Origin of the sequence: Pseudomonas phoenicis (assembly GCF_047302395.1) — a bacterium.
Taxonomy (GTDB): Bacteria; Pseudomonadota; Gammaproteobacteria; order Pseudomonadales; family Pseudomonadaceae; genus Aquipseudomonas.
In genome coordinates this window covers 4,636,330-4,661,067 of record NZ_CP154852.1, presented here as the reverse complement: position 1 = coordinate 4,661,067, position 24,738 = coordinate 4,636,330, and the positions used below count along the sequence as shown (strand labels likewise).

Genomic DNA, 24,738 nt, shown 5'->3' with positions numbered 1-24,738 from the left:
CCGCCGAGGCGGGGTGTTTTGCGTAGTGCGTCTGGGACTCAGCCCAGTAGCGGCAGCCCGGCCTGTTGGACGAGGTCCAGCAACGGCTGCGGGTAGACGCCCAGAACGAAGGCCAGAATGGCGATGGCCAGCAGCATCACGCCACCGGTGCGCTGCTCCCACTTGAGCGGCGCGTCGTGGCGACGCAGATTGGGTTCGGCCAGGTACAGGGTCACCATTACCCGCAGGTAGTAGTACACACCGATGGCGCTACCGACCACCAGGGCGCCGGTCAACCACCACAGCTGCGACTGTACGCCAGTGGCGATGATGTAGAACTTGCCGATGAAGCCCGCCGTGAGCGGAATGCCGGCCAGCGACAGCATCATTACGGTCAGCACGGCGGTCAGGTACGGCCGGCGCCAGAACAGGCCGCGGTATTCGTACAGCGCGTCGGCGTCGCGGCCGGCGTAAGGCGAAGACATCAACGTGATGACGCCGAACGCACCCAGGCTGGTGATCACGTAGGTGACCAGGTACACGCCCATCGCTTCCACGGCCAGGCCCTTGCTCGCCACCAGGGCGATCAGCAGGTAGCCGAAGTGGGCGATCGACGAGTAACCGAGCAGACGCTTGAGGTTGCTCTGGGTCAGGGCCAGCAGGTTGCCGATCAGAATCGACGCCACCGCGATCACGGCCAGGACGGTGCTCAGCACACCGCTGCTGGCGGCTGGCGACAACATGAACAGGCGTACCACCACGGCGAACACCGCTACCTTGCTGGCGGTTGCAAGGAAAGCTGCCACCGGCGCCGGAGCGCCTTCGTAGACATCCGGGGTCCAGAGGTGGAAGGGTACCAGCGACAGCTTGAAGGCCAGGCCCACCAGCATCATGCCCAAGCCCAGTTGCGCCAGCAGGCTCGGCATGCCGGTGCTCGCCAGCGCCTTGCCGATCCCGGCGAAGCTCAGGCTGCCGGCATCGGCATACAGCAGCGCCATACCGAACAGCAGGAACGCAGAGCCAGCCGCCGACAACACCATGTATTTGATACCCGCTTCCAACGAACGCTTGTTGAAGAACGCGTAGGCCACCAGACCATAGACCGGCACCGACAGCAGCTCGAGGCCGATGAACAGCCCTGCCAGATGGTTGGCGCTGACCAGCACCAGACCGCCCAAGGCTGACATCAACAGCAGCAGGTACAGCTCTTCGCGGTTGCCGGGATAACCGGTGGCGCCTTCACCCAAGTAGGCATGCGCCAGCGTCACGCACGCCAGGGTCGCCACCAGCATCAAGGCCATGTAGAGGCAGGCGAAGTAGTCGATGGTGATCAGGCCGGTCACTGCCAAAGGCGCGACCTTCATGGCCGGAATGATCGACAGCAGCGCCAGGTTCAAACCGATGGTGGACAACAGGAAGGTTTGTGAATGGTTGCGCTTCCAAGCGATCGCCAGCATCACCACGACGGTGGTGATGGTAGTGATCAGCATCGGCGCCAGTGCGATGAAGTGTTGAGTGGTGAATTCCATAACGCTCTTACCGGGCCGAAGCGAGTTGAGTGAAAGCGGAACCGAGCCACTGCTGCACACCGCTCATGGTGGCGGCAGAAGTGTCGAGGAACGGCTGCGGATACACGCCAAGCACGATCAGCAGGACCGCCAGGCCCAGCACCATGGTGAGCTCGCGGCCATCCATGCCAGCCAGCACGGTATCGCCCTTGGACGGGCCGAAGTAGGCGCGGTGGATCATGATCAGCGAGTACACCGAACCGAACACAAGCCCCGTGGTGGCGATCACGGTGATCCATGGCACCTGGGCGAAGCTGCCGATCAGGATCAGGAACTCGCCGACGAAGTTGCCGGTGCCCGGCAACCCCAGGGACGCGGCGGCGAAGAACAGGCTAATGGCCGGCAGGTAGGCGATGCGATGCCACAGCCCACCCATCTGGCGCATGTCACGGGTGTGCAAACGCTCGTAGAGCTGGCCGGAAAGGATGAACAGCGCCGCCGCCGACAGGCCGTGGGCGAGCATCTGGATCACCGCGCCTTGCAGCGCTTGCTGGCTGCCCGAGTAAATGCCGATCAGCACGAAGCCCATGTGCGAGACGCTGGAGAAGGCGATCAGGCGCTTGATGTCGGTCTGTGCGAAGGCCAGGAAGGCGCCGTAGAAGATGCCGATCAGGCCGAGGGTCATGGCGATCGGCGCGAACTCGGCCGAAGCGTTGGGGAACAGCGGCAGCGCGAAGCGCAGCAGGCCATAGGCCGCCGTCTTGAGCAGGATACCGGCCAGGTCCACGGAACCTGCGGTCGGCGCCTGGGCGTGGGCGTCGGGCAGCCAGGAGTGGAAGGGCACCACTGGCAGCTTCACCGCGAAGGCGATGAAGAAGCCCAGCATCAGCAGGTACTCGACGCCGGATGGCAGTTCGGCCTTGAGCAGGTCGCTGTAGTTGAAGGTCAGCACGCCCGTGGCGTTGTAGTTGAACAACACCAGGCCCAGGATCGCCACCAGCATGATCAGGCCGCTGGCCTGGGTGAAGATGAAGAACTTGGTCGCCGCGTAGATGCGCGTTTTCTTGCCGTCCGCCGAGCTGTGGCCCCAGAGCGCGATGAGGAAATACATCGGCACCAGCATCATTTCCCAGAAGAAGAAGAACAGGAACAGGTCCAGGGCCAGGAACACGCCGACCACGCCGCCGAGGATCCACATCAGGTTGAGATGGAAGAAGCCGACGTGGGCCTGGATCTCTTTCCAGGAACACAACACCGACAGCAGGCCGAGCAGACCGGTCAGCAGGATCATCAGCAGCGACAGGCCATCGAGCGCCAGGTGCACGCTGATGCCGAAGCGCTGGATCCACTGGACCTTGAATTCCAGGGCCCAGGCCGGTTCCGCGCCGGGGGCGGGGGCGAGCGTGTAGTCGCCGTGGGCCCACAGCCACAGGCCGATGCCGAGCAGCAGGGACATGGTCAGCAGCGCGATCCAGCGCGGCAGGGTGGCGCCGAAGCGCTCAGCCAGCCAGCACAGGAGGCCGCCGATGAAGGGGATCAGGATCAGCCAAGGCAGAATCATGACGGGTTCGTTTCCTTTCGCAGAGTCGCAAGGTTCGCAAGATTCAGGGTCATACCGCCGCCGCCAGGATAGCGCCGAGCACCAGTACGGCGCCCACGGCGATGGAAGCGGTGTACCAGCGCAGCTGGCCGGTCTCGGTCTTGCTCATGGCCACGTGTCCGCCACGCGCCAGGCGCGGTACCAGACCGATGGTGCGGTCGACCGGGTCCTTGCGCAGGACATGGCTGATCCACAGGTAGGGTTTGACGAACAGCTTGTCGTACAGCCAGTCGAAGCCCCACGCGGCGTACCACCAGGCCGAGAGGAAGCGCCCGATGCCGCTGTTGGCCACGGCGGTGACCAGGCGGCGTTTGCCGAGGAAGAGCATGGCCGCCAGCAGGATACCGGCGATGGCGATGGCGCCCGAGGCGATTTCCAGGCTGTGTTGCGCTTCACCACCGGCATGCCCGGCGCTTTCCGGCAGGACGCCTGCCAATGGCGGATGAATCCAGGCACCGATGAAGGTCGACAGCACGATCAGCACACCCAGCGGCAAACCGTGGGCCAGACCGTGACCGGCATGGGCCTCGGTCTTGGCTTCGCCGTGGAAGGCGATGAAGATCAGGCGGAAGGTATACAGCGAGGTCATGAATGCGCCGACCAGACCGGCATACAGCAGACCGCTGTTGCCGCTGGCGAACGCTTCCCAGAGGATTTCGTCCTTGGAATAGAAGCCCACGGTGATGATCGGCAAGGCCGCCAGCGCCGCGCCACCGACCAGGAAGCTGGCGTAGGCCAGCGGCAGCTTCTTCCACAGGCCGCCCATCTTGAAGATGTTCTGCTCGTGGTGGCAGGCGTTGATCACCGAGCCCGAAGCGAGGAACAGCAAGGCCTTGAAGAAGGCGTGGGTCATCAGGTGGAAGATCGCCGCCTGCCAGGCGCCGACGCCCAGGGCCAGGAACATGTAGCCGATCTGGCTCATGGTCGAGTAGGCGAGGATACGCTTGATGTCGGTCTGCACCAGCGCGGCGAAGCCGGCCAGCACCAGGGTCACACCGCCGACCACACCCACCAGGTGGAGGATGTCCGGGGCCAGCAGGAACAGGCCATTGGTGCGGGCGATCAGGTAGACGCCGGCCGTGACCATGGTCGCGGCGTGGATCAGTGCCGAGACCGGCGTCGGGCCGGCCATGGCGTCGGCCAACCAGGTTTGCAGCGGCAACTGCGCGGACTTGCCGACCGCACCGCCAAGCAGCATCAGTGTGGCAAGCACCATCCAGGTATCGCCGGCCTGGAATTTCTGCGGTGCCAGCACCAGCAGTTCCTGCACGTTCAAGGTGCCCAGCTGGGCGAACAGGATGAACAGGCCGATGGCCATGAACACGTCGCCGATGCGGGTGACGATGAACGCCTTGAGCGCGGCGTTACCGTTGTTGCGGTTGCTGTAGTAGAAACCGATCAACAGGTACGAGCATAGGCCCACGCCTTCCCAGCCGAAGTAGATGAACAGCAGGTTGTCGCCCAGGATCAGGAACAGCATGCTGGCGATGAACAGGTTGGTGTAGGAGAAGAACCGCGAATAGCCGGTGTCGCCGCGCATGTACCAAGAGGCGAACAGGTGGATGAGGAAGCCCACGCCGGTGACCACGCCCAGCATGGTGACCGAAAGGCCATCCAGGTACAGGGTGAAGTTCGGTGCGAAACCGTCCACCGACATCCACTGCCACAGCAATTGGCTGTATGCGCCGCCGGCGGGCGGAGCGACGTTGAACTGCCAGATCACGTAGGCGGCCACGGCCGCCGAAAGGCCGACCGAGCCGACGCCGATCAGCGCCGACAGGTTTTCGGAGAAGCGCCCGCGGGAGAACGACAGCAGCAGGAAGCCGATCAGGGGGAAGACGAAAGTCAGAAAGAGTAGGTTCATCCGCGCATCTCACTGGCAGCATCGATGTCGAGGGTGTGGAAGCGGCGATACAGCTGCAGCAGGATCGCCAGGCCAATACTGGCCTCGGCGGCCGCCAGGCTGATCACCAGGATGAACATGATCTGGCCGTCGGGTTGCACCCAACGGGCCCCGGCGACGATGAACGCCAGGGCAGACGCGTTCATCATGACTTCCAGGCTCATGAGCACGAAGAGAATGTTGCGCCGGACCATGAGGCCGACCAGTCCTAGACAGAACAGCACGCCGGCGACCGCCAGACCGTGCTCGAGAGGGATAGCACCCATGATTTACTCCTTCGCCTCGTTGCGGCCCAGGTGGAAGGCGGTGACCGCCGCGGCCAGCAGCAGCATCGACGCCAGCTCGACCACCAGCAGGTAAGGGCCGAACAGGCTCACGCCTACGGCTTTGGCATCGACCGTCGCGCCGCTGATGCCGGCACCGCTCGGCGCGGCGAACAGCACGTAGAGCAGCTCGATCAGCAGCAGCGCACCCAGCAGCACAGGGCCGGCCCAGATGCCCGGGGTGAGCCAGCCACGCTCCTGGGCGACCGAGGCCGGCCCCAGGTTGAGCATCATCACCACGAAGACGAACAGCACCATGATGGCGCCGGCGTAGGCGATCACTTCCAGGGCGCCGGCGAACGGTGCGCCCAGGGAGAAGAAGATCATCGCCACGGAAATCAGCGAGATGATCAGGTACAGCAGCGCGTGCACGGGATTGGTCCCGGTCACCACCCGAAGGGTGGAGACCACGGCGATCCCGGATGCGAAGTAGAACGCGAATTCCATCTTTCTGTCCTTATGGGAGCAAGCTCTTCACGTTGATCGGCTCGGCTTCGTTCTGCGCGGCGCCCTTGGGCTTGCCTGCGATCGCCATCCCGGCAACACGGTAGAAGTTGTAGTCAGGGTTCTTGCCGGGGCCGGAGATCAGCAGATCTTCCTTTTCGTAGACCAGGTCCTGACGTTTGAACTCGGCCATCTCGAAATCCGGGGTGAGCTGGATCGCGGTGGTCGGGCACGCTTCCTCGCACAGGCCGCAGAAGATGCAGCGTGAGAAGTTGATGCGGAAGAACTCGGGGTACCAGCGGCCGTCGTCGGTCTCAGCTTTCTGCAGCGAGATGCAGCCGACCGGGCAGGCCACGGCGCAGAGGTTGCAGGCGACGCAACGCTCTTCGCCGTCCGGATCGCGGGTGAGCACGATGCGGCCGCGGTAGCGCGGCGGCAGGTACACGGCTTCTTCGGGGTACTGCAGGGTATCGCGCTTGCGAAACCCGTGGGAGAACACCATCGCCAGGCTGCGCAGCTGGGTGCCGGTGCCTTTCACGATGTGGCCGATATATTTGAACATGGGTCAAATCCTCACTGGGCCGCGACGGCTGGCGTGTTGTAGAGCACGATCGCAGCGGTCACCAGCAAATTGATCAGGGTCAGCGGCAGGCAGAATTTCCAGCTGAAATCCATCACCTGGTCATAGCGTGGGCGCGGAATCGAGGCGCGCAGCAGGATGAACAGCATGATGAAGAACGCGGTCTTGAGCGCGAACCACAGGAACGGCACTTGCGGCAGCAGATCGAACGGGCCGTGCCAGCCGCCGAAGAACAGCGTCACCAGCAGCGCCGACACGAGGATGATGCCGATGTACTCGCCGACGAAGAACATGCCCCATTTCATGCCGGCATATTCGATGTGGTAACCGTCGGCCAGTTCCTGCTCGGCTTCGGGTTGGTCGAAGGGGTGACGGTGCGTCACGGCCACGCCGGCGATGAAGAAGGTACAGAAGCCGAAGAACTGCGGAATGATGAACCACAGGTTCTGCGCCTGGTACTCGACGATGTCGCGCATGTTGAACGAGCCCACCTGGACCACTACGCCCATCAGCGCCAGGCCCAGGAACACTTCGTACGACACGGTCTGCGCCGAGGCCCGCAGGCTGCCGAGCAGGGCATACTTGTTGTTCGACGACCAGCCGGCGAAGAGCACGGCATACACCGATAGCCCCGCCATGGCGAAGAAGAACAGCAGGCCGATGTTCAGGTCCGCCACGCCCCACACCGGGGTGATCGGAATCACCGCGAAGGCGATCAGCAGCGCGCTCATGGCCACCACCGGCGCCAGGGTGAAGATGAAACGGTCCACGAACGGTGGGTTCCAGTCCTCCTTGAAGAACATCTTCAGCATGTCGGCGGCGATCTGGAACATGCCGAACGGGCCGACGCGGTTCGGACCGTAGCGGTCCTGCCACCAGCCCAGCAGGCGCCGCTCGACGAAACTGAGCAGCGCGCCGCAGACCACCACGGCCAGCAGCACCACGATGGCGCGCACGACCGTGAGGATCACCTCGATCACTTCGGGGGTGAACCAACTCATTGTGCTGCCTCCTGCAGGCCTTCGACGGTGGCGCCGAAGATGGCCGGCGGAATGCCGGCCAGGCCTTTCGGCAGGGCGACCAGGCCCGCGCCCAGCGCTTCATGGATACGCAGCGGCAAACGCAGCGCGACACCGCCCACGCTCAAGCTGAGCAGGGCGCCCTCGTTGACGCCCAGGCGGTCCGCTTCGGACTTGGCCAAGGCCACGTAGGCTTCTGGAATGCGCGACTGTACGGGGGCTGCGCGCGAAGAGTTCTCTTCGCTGCCGAACAGGTGGAACAGCGGCACCGCCGTCCAGGTGCCACGCGCCGGGTTGTAGGCGCCCGGGATGGCGCTGAACCAGGTCAGGCCGTCGCCCTGGGATTCGATCAGGCGTACGCCCGGATCGCCAGCGCGCAGGTGACCGCCGACCTCGTCCTGGAACTTGTTCCAGGCCTGTGGCGAGTTCCAGCCCGGCGACCAGGCGAACGGCACCTGTTGGCGCGGTTCGGCCGAACCCGAGTAGCCTTCCATGGAGAAGGCGAAGGCGGTGTCCTTGTCTTGCGGGGTACGCGGTTCGTGCACGCTGATGTCGGCGCGCATGGCGGTACGACCGGAGTAGCGCAGCGGCTCGCGGGCCAGTTTCAGGCCCTTGATGCGGAAGGCGGCGCTCGGCGCGGCGGCGACGATGCCGGCCAGTTGCGGAGCGACCTGGGCACAGGCCTCGGTAACGTGGTCCAACTGCGTCCAGTCGATGGGCTTGTTCAGCAAAGTGGCACGCAGCGCGTGCATCCAGCGCCAGCCTTCGTGGACCTTGATGCTGCTGTCCAGGTACTGCGGATCGAATACCTGGAAGAAGCGCTGGGCGCGGCCTTCGAGGCTGACCAGGGTACCGTCGCCTTCGGCGAAGGACGCGGCCGGCAGCACCAGGTGGGCGCGGTCGGTGGTCGGGGTCTTGCTGTGGTCGGCGACGATCACCACCTTGGCAGCGGCCAGGGCGGCATCGACCTTGGCAGCCGGCAGGCGGGTGTACAGGTCGTTCTCCAGCACCACGATGGCGTCGGCCTTGCCGCTGATCACGGCGTCCAGCGCGGCATCGGCGCTGTCGCCACCGAACATGGCCAGGCCCAGGCTGTTGGCCTCGGGCACCACCAGGCTCAGCGAGCCGTTCTTCTCACGCTGCTTCAGCGCCTTGGCGATGTTGGCGGCGGCCTCGATCAGGGCAGGCTCGGCCAGCGAGGTGCCGGCGATGACCAGCGGGCGCTGCGCAGCGACCAGGGCGTCGGCGATGCGTTGCGCCAGGGCCGAGGCCTCTTCGTCGAGGTTGGCGACGGCAGGCGCGCTCGGGTCGATGGCGTGGGCCACGGCAAAGCCCAGGCGGGCCAGGTCGACAGGTGCGGCGTGCACGCATTCCTCGGCGACGTCGTCCAGCTTGGTGTCGGTCAGCGAGGCGATGAACAGCGGATACAGCGCGTGCTGGCCGATGTTCTTCACCGCAGCGTCGAGCCACGGCTGCACTTTCATCCCTTCGGCCATGGCCTCGGCCTTGCCCTTGGTCGCCTGGCGCACCGACAGCGCCACACGGGCGGCGGTTTGGGTCAGGTCTTCGCCGAGCACGAACACGGCGTCGTGGTCTTCGATGTCGCGCAGGGTCGGCACGGGCAGGGGGCTGTTGTTCAGCACGTCCAGCACCAGGCGGATGCGCTCGAGCTCGGCCGCCTCGATACCCGAGTAGAAGTACTCGGCCCCGACCAGCTCGCGCAGGCCGTAGTTGCTCTCAAGGCTGGCGCGCGGCGAGCCGATGCCGACGATGGTGCGACCGCGCAGCAGATCGGCGGCCTGGTCGAGGGCCGCGTCGAGCGACAGCTTGCTGCCGTCGGCCAGGTGCGGCTGGCGTGGCCGGTCCTTGCGGTTGACGTAGCCGTAGCCGAAGCGGCCACGGTCGCAGAGGAAGTACTGGTTCACCGAGCCGTTGAAACGGTTCTCGATGCGCCGCAGTTCACCGTAGCGCTCGCCGGGGCTGATGTTGCAGCCGCTCGAGCAACCGTGGCAGATGCTCGGCGCGAATTGCATGTCCCACTTGCGGTTGTAGCGTTCGGAGTGGGTCTTGTCGGTGAACACCCCGGTCGGGCAGACCTCGGTCAGGTTGCCGGAGAACTCGCTTTCCAGCACACCGTCCTCGACCCGGCCGAAGTACACGTTGTCGTGCGCGCCGTACACACCCAGGTCGGTGCCGCCTGCATAGTCCTTGTAATAGCGTACGCAGCGGTAGCAGGCGATGCAGCGGTTCATCTCGTGGGCGATGAACGGGCCGAGGTCCTGGTTCTGGTGGGTGCGCTTGGTGAAACGGTAGCGGCGCTCGTTGTGACCGGTCATCACGGTCATGTCCTGCAAGTGGCAGTGACCGCCTTCTTCGCACACGGGGCAGTCGTGCGGGTGGTTGGTCATCAGCCATTCGACGACGCTGGCGCGAAACGCCTTGGACTCATCGTCTTCGATGGAGATCCAGGTGCCGTCGGAGGCGGGGGTCATGCAGGACATGACGATACGACCGCGGGTGTCGTTCTCGTCGGTGTACTGCTTGACCGCGCATTGCCGGCAGGCGCCGACGCTACCGAGCGCCGGGTGCCAGCAGAAATAGGGGATGTCGAGGCCGAGCGACAGACACGCCTGTAACAGGTTGTCCGCACCGTTGACTTCGAGCGCTTTGCCGTCTACGTGGATAGTGGCCATGGTTCAAAGTTCTTCGTTGGCCCGCGTGAGCAGGCGTGGCTAATGGAAATCGGTTTGCCCGCGGCCTGCCGCGAATCGTTCGGGTCGGCCAACGGGCAGGCGGACGGCACGGGCCGCCCGCACTTCATCTTGTTATGCGCCGACCACCACCGGCCCAGCCGGCAGAGGTTTGGCCAGGTTCGGGCTCAAGGCGGCACCTGGGGATGCAGGGGCGACACCGGCCTCGAACTCTTCGCGGAAGTATTTGATGGCACTGCCCAACGGCTCGACGGCACCGGGTGCATGCGCGCAGAAGGTCCGGCCAGGGCCGAGGAAGTTGACCAGGCCCAGCAGCGTCTCGATGTCTTCGGCGCGGCCTTGGCCACGCTCCAGCGAACGCAGCATCTTCACGCTCCAGGGCAGGCCGTCGCGGCAGGGGGTGCACCAGCCGCACGACTCGCGGGCGAAGAACTCCTCCATGTTGCGCAGCAGCGAGACCATGTTGACGGTGTGGTCCACGGCCATGGCCAGGCCTGTGCCCATACGCGTGCCGACCTTGCCGATGCCGCCGGCGTACATCTGCGCTTCGAGGTGTTCGGGCAGCAGGAAGCCGGTACCGGCGCCGCCGGGCTGCCAGCATTTGAGCGTGAAGCCGTCGCGCATGCCGCCGGCGTAGTCTTCGAACAACTCGCGGGCAGTGATGCCGAACGGCAGTTCCCACAGGCCCGGATTCTTCACCTTGCCGGAAAAGCCCATCAGCTTGGTGCCGTGGTCTTCGCTACCGGCGCGTGCCAGTGCCTTGTACCAGTCGTTGCCGTTGGCGACGATGGCCGGCACGTTGCACAGGGTCTCGACGTTGTTCACGCAGGTCGGCTTTCCCCATACGCCGACGGCGGCGGGGAAGGGCGGCTTGGAGCGGGGGTTGGCGCGGCGACCTTCGAGGGAGTTGATCAGCGCGGTTTCTTCACCGCAGATGTAGCGCCCGGCACCGGTGTGCACGAACAGCTCGAAGTCGAAGCCCGAGCCGAGGATGTTCTTGCCCAGCAGGCCGGCGGCCTTGGCTTCGTCGATGGCGCGATTGAGGTTCTTCGCTGCGGTGGTGTATTCGCCGCGCAGGAAGATGTAGCCGCGGTAGGCCTTGAGCGCACGGGCGCTGATCAACATACCTTCGATCAGCAGATGGGGCTGTTGCTCCATCAACATGCGGTCTTTCCAGGTGTTGGGTTCCATTTCGTCCGCATTGCACAGCAGGTAGCGGATGTTCATGGATTCGTCTTTGGGCATCAGGCCCCACTTCACCCCGGTGGGGAAGCCGGCGCCACCGCGGCCCTTGAGGCCCGAGTCCTTGACGTTCTGCACGATCTCGTCGGGCGACAGCTGGGCCAGCGCGGTGCGCGCGGCGGCATAGCCGTTCTTGCTTTGGTATTCGCTGAGCCAGACCGGTTCGCCGTCGTCGCGCAGGCGCCAGGTCAGCGGATGGGTCTCGGCACTGCGCGCGATGCGGTTGGCCGGGCCGAAGGAAGTGATGGTCATGCGTAACCCTCCAGCAGCTTGGAGACGCCAGCAGGCTGCACGTCGCCAAAGGTGTCGTCGTCGATCATCAGCGCCGGGGCCTTGTCGCAGTTGCCCAGGCAGCACACCGGCAGCAGGGTGAAGCGCCCGTCTGCGGTGGTCTGGCCCAGGCCGATGCCCAGTTCGCTCTGGATCTGGCCGACGACCGATTCATGGCCGCCGATGTAGCAGACCATGCTGTCGCAGACGCGGATGATGTGGCGGCCGACCGGCTGGCGGAAGATCTGGCTGTAGAAGGTGGCCACACCCTCGACGTCGCTGGCCGGAATGCCAAGCACCTCGCCGATGGCATAGATGGCGCCGTCGGGCACCCAGCCACGGGCCTTCTGCACGATCTTCAAGGCTTCGATGGACGCCGCGCGCGGGTCCTCGTAGTGGTGCATCTCGTGCTCGATGGCCGAGCGCTCGGCTTCGCTCAGGGCGAAACGGTCAGTCTGGATAAGCGTGCTGTTCATGCTTAGCGGTCCACGTCAGCCATAACGAAGTCGATACTGCCCAGATACGCGATGAGGTCGGCGACCATGCTGCCTTTGATCACCGAAGGGATCTGCTGCAGGTGCGGGTAGCTCGGGGTGCGGATACGGGTGCGGTAGCTCATGGTGCCGCCGTCGCTCGTCAGGTAGTAACTGTTGATGCCCTTGGTCGCTTCGATCATCTGGAACGACTCGTTGGCCGGCATGACCGGGCCCCACGACACTTGCAGGAAGTGCGTGATCAGGGTCTCGATGTGTTGCAGGGTGCGCTCTTTGGGCGGCGGCGTGGTCAGCGGGTGGTCCGCCTTGTACGGGCCTTCGGGCATGTTGCGCAGGCATTGGTCGATGATGCGGATGCTCTGGCGCATCTCCTCCACACGCACCATGCAGCGGTCGTAGGCATCGCCGTTGTGCGCCAGCGGCACTTCGAACTCGAAGTTTTCATAGCCCGAGTAGGGGCGTGCCTTGCGCAGGTCGAAGTCGCAACCGGTGGAGCGCAGGCCGGCACCGGTGGTGCCCCACGCCAGCGCTTCCTGGGTGTTGTAGGCCGCCACGCCGATGGTGCGGCCCTTGAGGATGCTGTTCTGCAAGGCGGCCTTGGTGTACTCGTCGAGGCGCTTGGGCAGCCAGTCGACGAAGTCCTTGACCAGCTTGTCCCAACCGCGCGGCAGATCGTGGGCCACACCGCCGATACGGTACCAGGCCGGATGCAGACGGAAGCCGGTGATGGCCTCGATCACGGTGTAGGCGCGCTGGCGGTCGGTGAAGGTGAAGAACACCGGGGTCATGGCGCCCACGTCCTGGATGTAGGTACCCAGGAACAGCAGGTGACTGGTGATGCGGAAGAACTCGGCGAGCATGATGCGGATCACGTCGACCTTCTGCGGCACCTGGATGCCGGCGAGTTTCTCCACCGCCAGCACGTAGGGCAGGTTGTTCATCACCCCGCCCAGGTAGTCGATGCGGTCGGTGTAGGGGATGAAGCTGTGCCAGGACTGGCGCTCGGCCATTTTCTCGGCGCCGCGGTGGTGGTAGCCGATGTCGGGGACGCAGTCGACGATCTCTTCGCCGTCCAGTTGCAGCACGATGCGGAACGCGCCGTGGGCCGAAGGGTGGTTCGGGCCCAGGTTTAGGAACATGTAGTCCTCGTTGGCGCCCTGACGCTTCATGCCCCAGGCTTCGGGGTTGAAGCGCGCCGACTCTTCCTCGAGCTGCTGCTTGGCCAGGGTCAGGCTGTAGGGGTCGAACTCGGTGGCGCGCGCCGGGTAGTCCTTGCGCAGCGGGTGACCTTCCCAGGTCGGGGGCATCATGATGCGGCTCAAATGCGGATGGCCGGCGAAATCGATGCCGAACATGTCCCACACTTCGCGCTCGTACCAGTTGGCGTTGGGCCAGATGCTGGTGATCGACGGCAGGTTCAGATCGCCCTCGCTGAGCGAGACCTTGATCATCACGTCGCTGTTACGCTCGATCGACAGCAGGTGGTAGAACACGCTGAAGTCGGCCGCGGGCAGGCCACGGCGCTGGGTGCGCAGGCGCTCGTCCACGCCGTGCAGGTCATAGAGCATGCTGTAGGGTTTGGCCACGCCGCGCAGGAAGCTCAGGATCTCCTTGAGCTGGGCGCGCTTGACCCATAGCACCGGCATGCCGGTGCGCGTCTCCTGCGCGACGAAGGCGTCGGCGCCGAAACGGTTGTGCAGTTCGACGACCACATCTTGGTCGTCAGCCTTGTAAGGCGGAATGAAAATAGCGGTGTCCGCTGTCATGGTCTCGGTCGCTTTCGGTCAACGTAGAGAATGAAGCCAGGCCGCCGGCTCCAAGGGGAACGGGCGGCAGGTCGCTGGATCAGACTTCGTCGGGGCTGCGCAGGTTGGTTACCGCGATGCGCTGTTCGCGGCGCAGGTCTTTCTGCGCCGGCATCTCGGCACGGTAGATACCTTGGTCGCCCACGACCCAGGAAAGCGGGCGTCGCTCCTGGCCGATCGATTCCTGCAGCAGCATCAAGCCTTGCAGGAACGCTTCGGGGCGAGGCGGGCAGCCCGGCACGTAGACGTCCACGGGGAGGAACTTGTCGACCCCCTGAACGACCGAGTAGATGTCGTACATGCCGCCGGAGTTGGCGCACGAACCCATGGAGATGACCCACTTGGGTTCGAGCATCTGCTCATAGAGACGCTGGATGATCGGCGCCATCTTGATGAAGCAGGTACCGGCGATGACCATGAAGTCGGCCTGGCGCGGCGAGGCCCGGATGACTTCGGCGCCGAAGCGGGCGATGTCGTGGGGTGCCGTGAAGGCCGTGGTCATTTCCACGTAGCAGCAGGACAGGCCGAAGTTGTACGGCCAAAGGGAGTTCTTGCGACCCCAGTTGACGGCACCACGCAAGACATCTTCGAGTTTCCCCATATAGATGTTCTTGTGGACCTGATCCTCTAGCAGCTGGTCGGTGACGGTTGCCCGATCGCCGACCGGATACTGCTCGTTGGGCGCATCCGGGTCGATTCTGGTGAGATTGTATTGCATTGCCAAAGCCTCATTGTTTCAGCTTCGCTTGCCGCTTGCGACGCGCTTCCGGTGCCCAGTCAAGGGCCCCCACGCGCCAAAGGTAGACAAGGCCTGCCAACAGAATTGCTATGAAAACGAGTGCTTCGACGAATCCGGTCCAGCCGCTTTCACGGACGGACACAGACCAGGCAAAGAGAAAGAGGGCTTCGATGTCGAAGATCACGAAGAGCATCGCGACCAGATAGAATTTTGCCGACAGGCGCAGACGGGCGCTGCCGGTAGGCAGCATGCCGGATTCGAAAGGCTCGTTCTTGGCACGGCCCCAGGCCTTGCTGCCCAGCAGGCTGGACAGGCCCAGCATGAAGGCGCACAGACCGACGACACCCAGAAGGAAGATGGCCAGGCCCCAGTTGTGGGCGATCAGTCCTGTCGAATCGGGCATGCTGGAAATCCTTATACAGAGCCCTCGGCCCTGCAAACTGAAAATAGTGTGAGCGGCGACGTGTTAAGCGGCGACTTGATGTCGCGCAAGCAGTGACGAAATGTCGCAGCTGGATCAATTCGGCTGATTTTATGGGTAAACCCTATGCAAGTAAATTTACCCCGGCAAATTTATTCGTAGGATTAAGAACAAAAATCACTCTTGATGGGCTGTAGCCCTTGTGTGGCGGGCATTGGCCGTGTTTTTGCCAATGATCTTTTTTGGCAGTTGCAATACTTGCTAATTTGTAATGATAATTAATATCATCTGTGCAAGCCTGATTGTTTTAGTTGGTCTTTATCTGAGTAAGTTCGTTTCATCGAATAATCCGGTTTCGTGTGACGACCGCACGTTTTAGCGGAAAACGTTCGATGGCATCCCGCCTCAGATCAATGAACGGGCTGATAGAACGGGGTTGAGCGCAAGGCTCCAACCAACCGATCGTTTCGAGGGAGGCCCGTTGCGCCCGACCAACCTGGACCAAGCATAGCTGCTATTGGCAAGCCTGCCTGGCCAAGGTGGGTATGCGCGGGTTCTAGGGCTCGGCCTTCAGTGTCGAGCCTCAGCCCAGGCACGGAAAAGCCCGGAGCGCTCACGCGGTCCGGGCTTTGTGTAACACAGGCACTCAGTGGAACTGCTCTTCCTCGGTGGAGCCGGTGAGGGCAGTGACCGACGAGGCGCCCCCCTGGATCACGGTGGTCACATCGTCGAAGTAGCCGGTGCCCACTTCCTGCTGGTGCGCCACGAAGGTGTAGCCCTTGCTGGCGTCGGCGAACTCCTGCTCTTGCAATTTGACGTAGGCGGTCATGTCGTTGCGTGCGTAGTCGTGGGCCAGGTTGAACATGCCGTGCCACATGTTGTGGATGCCGGCGAGGGTGATGAACTGGTGCTTGTAGCCCATGGCCGACAGCTCGCGCTGGAATTTGGCGATGGTGGCGTCGTCGAGGTTCTTCTTCCAGTTGAACGACGGCGAGCAGTTATAGGACAGCAGCTGGTCCGGGTACTCCTTCTTGATCGCTTCGGCGAAGCGGCGGGCTTCGTCCAGATCCGGCTTGGCCGTCTCGCACCAGATCAGGTCGGCGTAGGGCGCGTAGGCCAGGCCGCGGGCAATGGCCTGGTCGAGACCGGCACGCACTTTATAGAAGCCTTCGCGGGTGCGCTCGCCGACCACGAACGGCTGGTCGTACGGGTCGCAATCGCTGGTCAGCAGGTCGGCGGCGTTGGCGTCGGTGCGCGCCAGGATGATGGTCGGCACCCCGGCTACGTCCGCTGCCAGGCGCGCGGCCACCAGTTTCTGTACGGCTTCCTGGGTGGGCACCAGCACTTTGCCACCCATGTGGCCGCATTTTTTCACCGAGGCCAGCTGGTCTTCGAAATGCACCCCGGCAGCGCCGGCTTCGATCATGCTCTTCATCAGCTCGTAGGCGTTGAGCACACCTCCGAAGCCGGCCTCGGCGTCGGCGACGATCGGCGCGAAGTAGTCGATGTAGCCGTCGTCGCCGGGGTTCTTGCCGGCTTTCCACTGGATCTGGTCGGCGCGGCGGAACGAGTTGTTGATGCGCTTGACCACGGTGGGCACCGAGTCGACCGGATACAGCGACTGGTCGGGGTACATGGATTCGGCCGAGTTGTTGTCGGCCGCCACTTGCCAACCCGACAGGTAGATCGCCTGGATACCGGCCTTGACCTGCTGCACGGCCTGACCACCGGTCAGCGCGCCCATGCAGTTGACGAAGTCTTTCTCGGGGCGGAAGGACGGGTGGGCGCCCTGGGTGACCAATGTCCAGAGCTTCTCCGCGCCAGCGCGGGCCAGGGTGTGTTCCGGTTGCAGCGAACCGCGCAGGCGCACGACATCGGCGGCGGTATAGGTACGGGTCACGCCTTTCCAGCGCGGGTTCTCGGCCCAGTCTTTCTCGAGGGCTGCAATTTGCTGTTCGCGTGTCAGTGCCATGGAAAAAACCTCGTCGCATCGGTCATGTGAAATAGGTGCTGGGCTCGACGCGTATTTCAGGCGCATGGCGGTCGCATCGTTCGCGGCATTGTGCTGACTGAGCGGAGGTCGGGAAGGAGGGCAGGTTGGCTGGCGTGCTGGGCAGGTTGGCTCGTGGATGCCGTGCTGCGGTCGCGACGTGGGTGCCAGTGGCTACGGTGGTGCGCTTCCGTCCCTCGGGACAACTTCTTCAGTGCAGTCACAATCTCGTCGAACCGCCTTGTGGGCTGGATGGACACGCGACGCCTTCCGGATGCTGGAAGCACGCCGCGAGGGCCCCGTCAGAGGCCCCTGATCAGCGGGAGCGGGGCCATCATGCCTAGAGCAAAAACCCGCTGTCAACGACTTTGTAGTGGTTTTTTGAGTGCACTACATCTTTGGTCTAATGCGACTCTCCAGTCAGTTTCGGAGCCTTCGGTCGAGTATCACGGACGCCAGATTCAGTCCGCCAAGTCAACTTTGACCCGTACAGTCAGGTTTTCGCCACGTTGCGTGCTGTAGGTGCGCGACGAAGTGCCCTGATCGGCCTGACTTTGCTGGTTGAAACCGGCCAGGGTGATCCATTCGCCGAGGTTGCCTGTGATCGTCGTGTCGCTGCTCTGAACTCTCACTACATCGGCACGTTCCTGGCTGATGCGGTCATGATTGTTGCTGATTTGCAGATGAACGCTGTTGCCACTGATGCTGGGGGTCACATAGAAACCCTGAGTGACGTTGCGGTACTCGGTGTCGCTCTGCACACGCCCGTAGGCGTCGCTGGAGGTGCTGGTGACCGGAATGCTCTGGCCCACCTGGATCAGCGCCGGCTGCCCTTCGCTGGCGCGGATCTGTTGCAGGCCGCCCTCGCGGTTCTGCGTGGCGTAGCGAATGACCTGGCCGGTGCCGCGGTTGTCCTGGTAGTTGCTGTCGTTGGTGTCGACGCTGATCAGCAAGCGCTTGGGGGCCGTGTCCAGCTGTTGCAGCAGAGCGCGCAGTTCATCGATGCGGGTCTGACTGGCATTGACCACCAACTTGTTTTCGAAAGCGCTGACATTGCCTTCGTTGCCGATGAAGGCCTGCGCCGTCGGCAGCAGTTGCGCGCTGGTGCGGTGTTGCAGCGGTAGCACTTCGGTGGCGGCCTGGCTGGACAGGCTGACGGCCAGAAGCAGAAGGGCGAGGCGGGGTCGTAGCGGCATGGCGCGAGTCTCCAGGGGCGATGCTGCATGATGGCAAACTTATCGACAGCGTGCGCGACCCGTCATCGCCCTTGCGAGGGAGGCATGTAGTGGTCGTTCGCTGACAAATTCCGTAACATCGCGGCTCTTCGTTGCACCTGCGTCCGGGCCTTCGCGCTCGTCGACCGCCACTGCGCCATTACAGGACCTACATGAAACCCGCCCGACTTCGCGCCGACCTCCTGGCCGGCTTGACCACTGCTTTCGCCCTGGTGCCCGAGTGCATCGCTTTCGCCCTGGTGGCCCACCTCAACCCCCTGATGGGCCTGTATGGCGCCTTCATCATCTGTACGCTGACCGCCCTGTTCGGTGGCCGCCCGGGCATGATCTCGGGCGCGGCCGGCTCCATGGCCGTGGTGATCATCGCCTTGGTGGTGCAGCACGGGGTGCAGTATTTCCTCGCTACCGTACTGCTGGGCGGCGCGCTGATGGTGCTGTTCGGCCTCTTGCGCCTGGGCAAGCTGATCCGCCTGGTGCCGTACCCGGTCATGCTTGGCTTCGTCAATGGTCTGGCTATCGTCATCGCCATGGCCCAGTTCGAGCATTTCAAGACGGGCGAGCAGTGGCTCAGCGGTACGCCGTTGTACCTCATGGCAGGCTTGGTCGCCTTGACCATGCTGGTGGTCTACGTGCTGCCCAAGCTGACCCGCAGCGTGCCGCCAGCACTGGTGGCGATCCTTGGCGTCGGCCTGTTGGTGTACCTGCTGGATTTGCCGACACGTACCTTGGGCGACATGGCGCAGATCGCCGGCGGCCTGCCGGCGCTGGCCTGGCCGCAGGTGCCATGGAGCCTGGAAACGCTGCAGATCATCGCGCCCTATGCGCTGCTGATGGCCATGGTCGGCCTGCTGGAAACCCTGCTGACCCTCAACCTGACCGATGAAATCACCGAAAGCCGTGGCTTTCCGGACCGCGAGTGCGTAGCGCTCGGTGCGGCCAACATGGTCTCTGGACTGTTCGGTGGCATGGGCGGCTGCGCCATGATCGGGCAGACGGTGATCAACTTGAGCTCGGGTGGCCGCGGACGGCTGTCCGGGGTCGTGGCGGGGGTGATGATCCTGCTGTTCGTGCTGTTCCTCTCGCCGTTGATCGAGCGCATTCCGCTGGCGGCACTGGTCGGCGTGATGTTCGTGGTGGCCCAGCAGACCTTCGCCTGGGCCTCGCTGCGCGTTCTGCACAAGGTGCCGGCCAGCGACGTGCTGGCCATCGTTGCGGTGACGGTGGTGACCGTGCTGACCGATCTTGCTGCCGCCGTACTGTTCGGCATCGTCATCGCCGCCATCAACTTCGCCTGGCAACATGCGCGCGAACTGTACGCCGACAGCCAGCTCGAGACCGACGGCAGCAAGCGTTATCGCGTGCGCGGTACGCTGTTCTTCGCCTCTACCACACCGTTCCTTAACCAGTTCGATCCGGCAGGCGATCCGGCCCAGGTGACGTTGGACTGCCAACACCTGAGTTTCGTCGACTACTCGGCCGTGGCGGCCTTGCAGACCCTGCGCCAACGCTACGACAAAGCCGGCAAGCATCTGCGCGTCGTACACCTGTCCGAACGTTGCAAGAAGCTGCTGCACCGCGCGGGCGAGCGGCACTGATCACTGCGCTGCACGGTGCGCTAGGGGGCACCTTGCGGGCGAACGGGTCAGTCCGCCAGAGCCTGTAAGTGCCACTGGCCTTGCGTTTCGATGGCTAGGCCGCTGGCGCTGAGCAGGGTCAGCACGCGCTCATGCAGTGCGCTTTCGGTGAAGGTCTTGAGCACGTCCAAGTCCAGCACGCCCAAAGGTTGCAGGTCTTTCTGGGTGTAGGACAGCCAGGCTTTCTTCAAGCGATTGAGCACATCGCTGGCCGCAGTGCTGGCGAAGCGCCGATGCACGGTTTTGCCGTCGAAGGTGAAGGTATGCAGATGGCTGTAGTCAGGCTGTTCGCCGCCGTTCTCGGCGCAGCGGTGGCAGGTGCAGGGGCCATCGCCGAAGGCGCTGCGCAGATAGCCGTTGAATTCCACCACGGGCTTGAGCGTCAGGCGCTTGTCGGTCTCGAACAAGTCGGCGGTCATGGGTTGTTCGGTACTCACTCGGGTGTCCTCGTAGGTGGTGCATCGATCGGCGGGCACCCTACCAGATCGCGGCAGGCGAGACCATCGGCGGGCTAGAGACAAGTGCGTGGCGCTGCCGTACCCTACGCGCCCTGTAGCGCTTTCCCATTGCCACCGAGGTCGACCCGCTTGAGCACTTATCCCCACATCGCCACCATCACCGTCAGCACCGAAAACTATGCCGGTGATGTCGAGGCTTCGGAAAACCCCAATGTCCGCATCGGGCTGGAGGCGGTCACCGAAACCCTGAAGAAAGTGCACTTCGTCGACACCCTGGCAGCCCCCGAAACGCCGACCCACATCTGCGTGACGCTGGAAAACGGCTTGGCCTACTACGGCCCTATCGTCAACGGCCATGCCGAACTCGAAGGGGGCTGGATCGCCTTCGAGTGCGACATGCTCACGCCTGAAGAGCTCGGTCTGTAAGGTGCAAGCCTCACTGCGGTCGCGAGTTGCCGGTCTGCTCCAGCGCGAGCGCTGCTGATCAGGGAGCCATCGCGCATCAGGCGGCTCAACCGGGCCTGGGCAGATGACGTCCCCTCGGTGCGGCACGGCCGACATGCCAGCGCCTGGGATGCCCGCCCCGACCCTTTACGCCCCGCCATTCGGCTTGCGCTTGCGTGGCCGTGAGGGCGCTGATGAACCGCGTGTGCCGGTCGATGCGCTTTTGCTCTTGGCACCGCGCTTTTTCTTCCACCGCGGGCTCTGACCGGCCGCACCCAATGGTGGGCCGTTGATCACCACGCGCAACCCTGCGCAACGCTGCACCAATTTGGTCATCCAGGCCGATTGCCGTTCGACGAACGCCTCCAGGGTCATTTCGCCATTCTGCACCATCTCCAGCGCCTGCTCCCAGATGGCGGTGGTGCCAGGGTCGGCGATCGCGCGCGGGACCGCGTCGATCAGGCCGTAGGCTGCAGGTGTGGCGGCCAGCGACTTGCCTTGCTTGCTCAAGTAGCCGCGGTCGATCAGGCCCTGGATGATGCTGGCGCGCGTCGCTTCGGTGCCGATGCCGGTGGTGTCCTTGAGTTTTTGCTTGAGCAAAGGGTCGCTGACCAATTTGGCGACGTTTTTCATCGCCTTGATCAGGTCGCCTTCGGTCAGGGGCTTGGGGGGTTGGGTCCAGAGGTTCTTCAACTGCACCTGCTCGACACTGCACGCCTGCCCCTGGCGCAATACCGGCAGCACTTGGGTAGGCGCCGGCTCGCGGCCTTTGCTCGGCGTCAGCGCCTCGGGCAAAGCGCGACGCCAGCCCAGTTCGACGATCTGCTTGCCCACCGCGCGCAGGCAATGGCCCGCGCAATCGAAATCGGCCTGGGTGCGGTCGAACTCATGGTGGGGCAGGAACTGCGCCAGGTAGCGGGCGCGCACCAGGGTGTACACCGCTTTGTGCTTGCTCGGCAGACGCGACGGATCGCTGGCTACGGCCGTGGGGATGATGCCGTGGTGCGCGGTGACCTTGCCGTCGTTCCAGGCCCGCGAGCGGCGTGTGGCATCCAGGTGAGGCCGTAGCGGCGCGAGGCTGGTGTCGGCACGTTGCAGCGCGGCGAGGATGCCGGCCGCCTCGCTGTGCTGGCTGAGTGGCAGGTAGCCGCAGTCGCTGCGCGGGTAGGTGATCAGCTTGTGGGTTTCGTAGAGCGCCTGGGCGATGTCGAGGGTTTCCTGAGCGCCCAGGCCGAGCTTTTTCGAGCACACCTCCTGCAAGGTGCCCAGGTCGAAGGGCAGGGGCGCCACTTCGCGCACCCGCTCGGTGTCGATCTTGCTGACATGGGCGATGCCGGCGGCCTGCATGGCGTGCGCCGCGGCTTGGGCGACCGCCTTGTCGAGGCAGCGGCCCTGGTCGTCGCTGACTGCTTCCGGCGCGCGCCACTGGGCGGTGAAGAACTGGCCGGCATGGCCCAGCTGCACCTCGATGGCCCAGAACTCCACCGGTACGAATTGCGTGATGCTGCGGTCGCGGTCGACCACCATGCGCAGCGTCGGGGTTTGCACCCGACCGACCGGCAGCACGCCCTGGTAGCCGGACTGACGACCCAGCAACGTGAACAAACGGCTCATGTTCATGCCGATCAGCCAGTCGGCCCGCGAACGGCCCAGCGCAGAGTGGTACAGATTGAAGGTCTCCTCGCCAGGCAGCAGGCGCTCCAGGGCCTTGCGGATGGAGGCGTCGTCCAGCGCCGACAGCCACAAGCGCTTGATCGGACCGCGGTAGCGACAGTGCTCCACCAGTTCGCGGGCGATCATCTCGCCTTCGCGGTCGGCGTCGGTCGCGATCACCAGTTCACGGGCCTGTTTGAGCAGTTGCTTGACCACTTTGAACTGGCTGGCGGTCTTGGGCTTGACCAGCATCTTCCATTGTTCGGGAATGATCGGCAGGTCGTCGAGCACCCAGCGCTTGTAGCGGGCGTCGTAAGTGTCGGGCGGCGCGGTTTCGAGCAGGTGGCCGATGCACCAGGTGACGCACAGGTCGGTGCCTTGCCAGTAGCCATCGCCACGACGGTGGGCGCCGAGGACCTTGGCGATGTCCTTGGCCTGGGAGGGTTTTTCACACAGAAACACGCGCATGACCGGAAACGCTTCGTCAGGAAATCATGGCTGCTAGGATGCGCAAGCCAGAGCGCGTAGGCAAGTTTTATCTGGATGGATGTACAGCTTTTTGTGGCGGCAGGAATAGGGCGCATGGATCGGGGCCGCTTGGCGGCCCCTCACGCCTGGAGGCGTTCAGCCGATTCGCTCGGCTGCCTCGCGTACCATGTCCACATGCGGAATGCCGGCTTCGAGGAACTCCTCGCTCACCACGCGAAAGCCAAGGCGCTCGTAGAACGCCGTGGCATGCACCTGGGCACTGAGCTTCTGCGGCGCGAGTCGACGCGCCTCGGCTTCGCGGATCACCGCTTGCATCAGCGCGTCGCCGACCTTCAGGCCGCGCCAGTCCTTGAGCACCGCGACGCGGCCGATCGTGCCGTCGGGCAGCAGGCGGGCCGTGCCCACTGGGTAGTCGCCCTCGAGCGCGAGGAAGTGCACGGCGCCCTGGTCGTCGGCGTCCCATTCGAGCTCCGGCGGCACCTGCTGTTCTGCGACGAATACCGCCTCACGGATACGGCGCAGCTCGGCGTTGTCCTGCTGCCAGTCGGCTGTGCGCACGCGGATCTTATTCATCGGCGAACCCCAGGCTGCCTTGCTGGACCAGCTGGCACAGCAGTTGCGCGGCTTCTTCGTCTTGCAGCCATGGCCCCAGATTGTCGCTGTGCAGGGCGTCGGCGGCGCAGATCAGCTTGAGCAGCTCGCGCAGGTGACCGGACAGCAGTCGGCTCTGGCCGCTGGCGAACAGCACCAGGTCCGCGTCCATTTCCGACCAGGCCATGCGTGCGCTGGGGTTGCGAATCAGCAGCGCGCCTTGCTCCAGGGCGGCGAGCAGGTCGGTAACGCTCAGCACCTCGCCAATCACCTGCTCAGGGTAGCGCGGCTCGGTCATGAACTGGCCGAACCAGGTCAGCAGCAGACGCTCGTCGCCCATGTGCTCGGCCAGCAGCGCTTTGAGGCGGTCCAGCGCATCGTGCTGGATCTGATGGGGATCGCTGACCGGCTGTGCGTCGGCGTCGCTGTAGCGCGCTTCATCAGGCAGGAACTGGCTGAGGAAGTCGGTGAAATGAGTCAGCACTTCTGCAGCGCTCGGCGCACGGAAGCCGACCGAGTAGGTCAGGCAGGCGTCTTCGGCCACGCCGTAGTGGGCTAGCCGTGGCGGCAGGTAAAGCATGTCGCCGGGTTCGAGCACCATTTCCTCGGACTGCTCGAAGTCGGCCAGGATGCGCAGGTCGGCATGGTCGAGCAGGGCGCTGTCGCTGTCGCACATCTGCCCCAGCTTCCAGTTGCGCTTGCCATGGCCTTGCAGCAGGAACACATCGTAATTGTCGAAATGCGGGCCGACGCTGCCGCCAGGGGCGGCATAGCTGATCATCACATCGTCGATGCGCCAGCTGGGCAGGAAGCGGAAGTGCTCCAGCAGCTCGGCCACTTCCGGCACGAACTGGTCCACTGCCTGCACCAACAGCGTCCAGTCGCGCTCGGGCAGATCGGCGAAGGCCTCTTCGGCGAACGGACCGCGGCGCAATTCCCAGGGGCGCTCGCCGTGTTCGAGCACCAGGCGCGATTCGACTTCATCTTCCAGGGCCAGGCCGGCCAACTCGTCCGGGTCGATCGGGCTTTCGAAATCGCTGAAGGCCTGGCGCACCAGCAAGGGCTTTTTCTGCCAGTAATCGCGCAGAAATTCACGCGCCGTCAAGCCGCCCAGCAACTGCAGTGGAGTATCAGAATTCATGTTCAACCTATTGAAAAAATAAGATTTTCGTTCGCCAATAAAAACGCCCGGCAAGGCCGGGCGTT

General features: G+C 64.1%; 21 protein-coding genes. 2 read left to right on the top strand and 19 right to left on the bottom strand.

Going from position 1 to position 24,738, the window contains the following annotated elements:
* Window positions 1-38 precede the first annotated feature (38 nt).
* The 15 genes from nuoN to AA0Z93_RS21070 all read right to left on the bottom strand — a co-directional run bounded on the left by nuoN (window position 39) and on the right by AA0Z93_RS21070 (window position 18,224).
* On the bottom strand, window positions 39-1,508 hold the full coding sequence (nuoN, locus tag AA0Z93_RS21140) for an NADH-quinone oxidoreductase subunit NuoN (RefSeq protein WP_413047048.1): 1,470 nt from the start codon (window positions 1,506-1,508) through the stop codon (window positions 39-41).
* Between the two features lie 7 nt (window positions 1,509-1,515).
* Window positions 1,516-3,048, bottom strand: a complete 1,533-nt coding sequence (gene nuoM / locus AA0Z93_RS21135; protein WP_413047049.1) for an NADH-quinone oxidoreductase subunit M — start codon at window positions 3,046-3,048, stop codon at window positions 1,516-1,518.
* Window positions 3,049-3,097: 49 nt separating this feature from the next.
* Window positions 3,098-4,951 (bottom strand): NADH-quinone oxidoreductase subunit L, encoded by a 1,854-nt coding sequence (gene nuoL / locus AA0Z93_RS21130; RefSeq protein WP_413047050.1) that lies wholly within the window; start codon window positions 4,949-4,951, stop codon window positions 3,098-3,100.
* Window positions 4,948-5,256, bottom strand: a complete 309-nt coding sequence (gene nuoK, locus AA0Z93_RS21125; protein WP_296268580.1) for an NADH-quinone oxidoreductase subunit NuoK — start codon at window positions 5,254-5,256, stop codon at window positions 4,948-4,950. The genes nuoL and nuoK overlap by 4 nt, the downstream gene beginning before the upstream one ends.
* A 3-nt stretch (window positions 5,257-5,259) precedes the next feature.
* Complete coding sequence (gene nuoJ, locus AA0Z93_RS21120) at window positions 5,260-5,760, bottom strand: NADH-quinone oxidoreductase subunit J (RefSeq protein ID WP_413047051.1); 501 nt, start codon at window positions 5,758-5,760, stop codon at window positions 5,260-5,262.
* 10 nt (window positions 5,761-5,770) lie between these two features.
* A complete protein-coding gene (gene nuoI, locus AA0Z93_RS21115) occupies window positions 5,771-6,319 on the bottom strand; it encodes an NADH-quinone oxidoreductase subunit NuoI (protein WP_296268578.1) in 549 nt (182 codons plus the stop codon).
* Window positions 6,320-6,330: 11 nt separating this feature from the next.
* Window positions 6,331-7,338, bottom strand: a complete 1,008-nt coding sequence (nuoH, locus tag AA0Z93_RS21110; protein ID WP_296268577.1) for an NADH-quinone oxidoreductase subunit NuoH — start codon at window positions 7,336-7,338, stop codon at window positions 6,331-6,333.
* Window positions 7,335-10,049, bottom strand: a complete 2,715-nt coding sequence (gene nuoG, locus AA0Z93_RS21105) for an NADH-quinone oxidoreductase subunit NuoG (protein ID WP_413047052.1) — start codon at window positions 10,047-10,049, stop codon at window positions 7,335-7,337. Before nuoG ends, nuoH begins: the two co-directional genes overlap by 4 nt.
* A 132-nt stretch (window positions 10,050-10,181) precedes the next feature.
* Window positions 10,182-11,561 (bottom strand): NADH-quinone oxidoreductase subunit NuoF, encoded by a 1,380-nt coding sequence (gene nuoF, locus AA0Z93_RS21100; protein WP_413047053.1) that lies wholly within the window; start codon window positions 11,559-11,561, stop codon window positions 10,182-10,184.
* On the bottom strand, window positions 11,558-12,055 hold the full coding sequence (gene nuoE, locus AA0Z93_RS21095) for an NADH-quinone oxidoreductase subunit NuoE (RefSeq protein WP_413047054.1): 498 nt from the start codon (window positions 12,053-12,055) through the stop codon (window positions 11,558-11,560). Before nuoE ends, nuoF begins: the two co-directional genes overlap by 4 nt.
* A 2-nt stretch (window positions 12,056-12,057) precedes the next feature.
* Window positions 12,058-13,839, bottom strand: a complete 1,782-nt coding sequence (gene nuoC / locus AA0Z93_RS21090; protein ID WP_413047055.1) for an NADH-quinone oxidoreductase subunit C/D — start codon at window positions 13,837-13,839, stop codon at window positions 12,058-12,060.
* A gap of 79 nt (window positions 13,840-13,918) precedes the next feature.
* A complete protein-coding gene (locus AA0Z93_RS21085) occupies window positions 13,919-14,596 on the bottom strand; it encodes an NADH-quinone oxidoreductase subunit B (protein ID WP_296268572.1) in 678 nt (225 codons plus the stop codon).
* Between the two features lie 10 nt (window positions 14,597-14,606).
* A complete protein-coding gene (locus tag AA0Z93_RS21080) occupies window positions 14,607-15,020 on the bottom strand; it encodes an NADH-quinone oxidoreductase subunit A (protein ID WP_028693710.1) in 414 nt (137 codons plus the stop codon).
* A gap of 664 nt (window positions 15,021-15,684) precedes the next feature.
* Window positions 15,685-17,010, bottom strand: a complete 1,326-nt coding sequence (gene aceA / locus AA0Z93_RS21075; RefSeq protein ID WP_413047056.1) for an isocitrate lyase — start codon at window positions 17,008-17,010, stop codon at window positions 15,685-15,687.
* A gap of 479 nt (window positions 17,011-17,489) precedes the next feature.
* Window positions 17,490-18,224, bottom strand: a complete 735-nt coding sequence (locus AA0Z93_RS21070; RefSeq protein WP_413047057.1) for a secretin N-terminal domain-containing protein — start codon at window positions 18,222-18,224, stop codon at window positions 17,490-17,492.
* 191 nt (window positions 18,225-18,415) lie between these two features.
* Between AA0Z93_RS21070 and AA0Z93_RS21065 the strand changes: the two genes are divergently transcribed.
* Window positions 18,416-19,858 carry a SulP family inorganic anion transporter gene (locus tag AA0Z93_RS21065; protein WP_413047058.1) on the top strand — a complete coding sequence of 481 codons (1,443 nt, stop codon included), beginning with the start codon at window positions 18,416-18,418 and terminating at the stop codon, window positions 19,856-19,858.
* A gap of 47 nt (window positions 19,859-19,905) precedes the next feature.
* On the opposite strand, the gene AA0Z93_RS21060 is transcribed toward AA0Z93_RS21065, so the two are convergent.
* Window positions 19,906-20,334, bottom strand: a complete 429-nt coding sequence (locus tag AA0Z93_RS21060; protein WP_413047059.1) for a hypothetical protein — start codon at window positions 20,332-20,334, stop codon at window positions 19,906-19,908.
* Between the two features lie 150 nt (window positions 20,335-20,484).
* Here AA0Z93_RS21060 and AA0Z93_RS21055 point away from each other — a divergent pair, with 150 nt between their 5' ends.
* Window positions 20,485-20,781 carry a hypothetical protein gene (locus AA0Z93_RS21055; protein WP_313741374.1) on the top strand — a complete coding sequence of 99 codons (297 nt, stop codon included), beginning with the start codon at window positions 20,485-20,487 and terminating at the stop codon, window positions 20,779-20,781.
* A 165-nt stretch (window positions 20,782-20,946) separates the two neighbouring features.
* Here AA0Z93_RS21055 and AA0Z93_RS21050 read toward each other — a convergent pair whose 3' ends face one another.
* The 3 genes from AA0Z93_RS21050 to AA0Z93_RS21040 form a co-directional block, all read right to left on the bottom strand.
* Window positions 20,947-22,920 (bottom strand): DNA topoisomerase III, encoded by a 1,974-nt coding sequence (locus AA0Z93_RS21050; protein ID WP_413047060.1) that lies wholly within the window; start codon window positions 22,918-22,920, stop codon window positions 20,947-20,949.
* Between the two features lie 156 nt (window positions 22,921-23,076).
* Entirely contained in the window at window positions 23,077-23,514 is a 438-nt protein-coding gene (locus AA0Z93_RS21045; protein ID WP_413047061.1) for a GNAT family N-acetyltransferase, read from the bottom strand.
* The gene (locus AA0Z93_RS21040) at window positions 23,507-24,673 is read right to left on the bottom strand and encodes a JmjC domain-containing protein (protein ID WP_413047062.1); all 1,167 of its coding nucleotides are present in this window, start codon (window positions 24,671-24,673) and stop codon (window positions 23,507-23,509) included. Before AA0Z93_RS21040 ends, AA0Z93_RS21045 begins: the two co-directional genes overlap by 8 nt.
* Window positions 24,674-24,738: the final 65 nt, after the last annotated feature.

Excerpts from the sequence above, each read along its gene's own strand:
- nuoC (WP_413047055.1), bottom strand. The coding sequence starts at position 13,839 with ATGACAGCGGACACCGCTATTTTCATTCCGCCTTACAAGGCTGACGAC.
- nuoN (WP_413047048.1), bottom strand. The coding sequence starts at position 1,508 with ATGGAATTCACCACTCAACACTTCATCGCACTGGCGCCGATGCTGATC.
- nuoM (WP_413047049.1), bottom strand. The coding sequence starts at position 3,048 with ATGATTCTGCCTTGGCTGATCCTGATCCCCTTCATCGGCGGCCTCCTG.
- nuoL (WP_413047050.1), bottom strand. The coding sequence starts at position 4,951 with ATGAACCTACTCTTTCTGACTTTCGTCTTCCCCCTGATCGGCTTCCTG.
- nuoK (WP_296268580.1), bottom strand. The coding sequence starts at position 5,256 with ATGGGTGCTATCCCTCTCGAGCACGGTCTGGCGGTCGCCGGCGTGCTG.
- nuoG (WP_413047052.1), bottom strand. The coding sequence starts at position 10,049 with ATGGCCACTATCCACGTAGACGGCAAAGCGCTCGAAGTCAACGGTGCG.
- nuoH (WP_296268577.1), bottom strand. The coding sequence starts at position 7,338 with ATGAGTTGGTTCACCCCCGAAGTGATCGAGGTGATCCTCACGGTCGTG.
- aceA (WP_413047056.1), bottom strand. The coding sequence starts at position 17,010 with ATGGCACTGACACGCGAACAGCAAATTGCAGCCCTCGAGAAAGACTGG.
- AA0Z93_RS21045 (WP_413047061.1), bottom strand. The coding sequence starts at position 23,514 with ATGAATAAGATCCGCGTGCGCACAGCCGACTGGCAGCAGGACAACGCC.
- AA0Z93_RS21065 (WP_413047058.1), top strand. The coding sequence starts at position 18,416 with ATGAAACCCGCCCGACTTCGCGCCGACCTCCTGGCCGGCTTGACCACT.
- AA0Z93_RS21040 (WP_413047062.1), bottom strand. The coding sequence starts at position 24,673 with ATGAATTCTGATACTCCACTGCAGTTGCTGGGCGGCTTGACGGCGCGT.
- nuoJ (WP_413047051.1), bottom strand. The coding sequence starts at position 5,760 with ATGGAATTCGCGTTCTACTTCGCATCCGGGATCGCCGTGGTCTCCACC.
- AA0Z93_RS21070 (WP_413047057.1), bottom strand. The coding sequence starts at position 18,224 with ATGCCGCTACGACCCCGCCTCGCCCTTCTGCTTCTGGCCGTCAGCCTG.
- AA0Z93_RS21050 (WP_413047060.1), bottom strand. The coding sequence starts at position 22,920 with ATGCGCGTGTTTCTGTGTGAAAAACCCTCCCAGGCCAAGGACATCGCC.
- AA0Z93_RS21080 (WP_028693710.1), bottom strand. The coding sequence starts at position 15,020 with ATGCCCGATTCGACAGGACTGATCGCCCACAACTGGGGCCTGGCCATC.
- nuoE (WP_413047054.1), bottom strand. The coding sequence starts at position 12,055 with ATGAACAGCACGCTTATCCAGACTGACCGTTTCGCCCTGAGCGAAGCC.
- nuoI (WP_296268578.1), bottom strand. The coding sequence starts at position 6,319 with ATGTTCAAATATATCGGCCACATCGTGAAAGGCACCGGCACCCAGCTG.
- nuoF (WP_413047053.1), bottom strand. The coding sequence starts at position 11,561 with ATGACCATCACTTCCTTCGGCCCGGCCAACCGCATCGCGCGCAGTGCC.
- AA0Z93_RS21085 (WP_296268572.1), bottom strand. The coding sequence starts at position 14,596 with ATGCAATACAATCTCACCAGAATCGACCCGGATGCGCCCAACGAGCAG.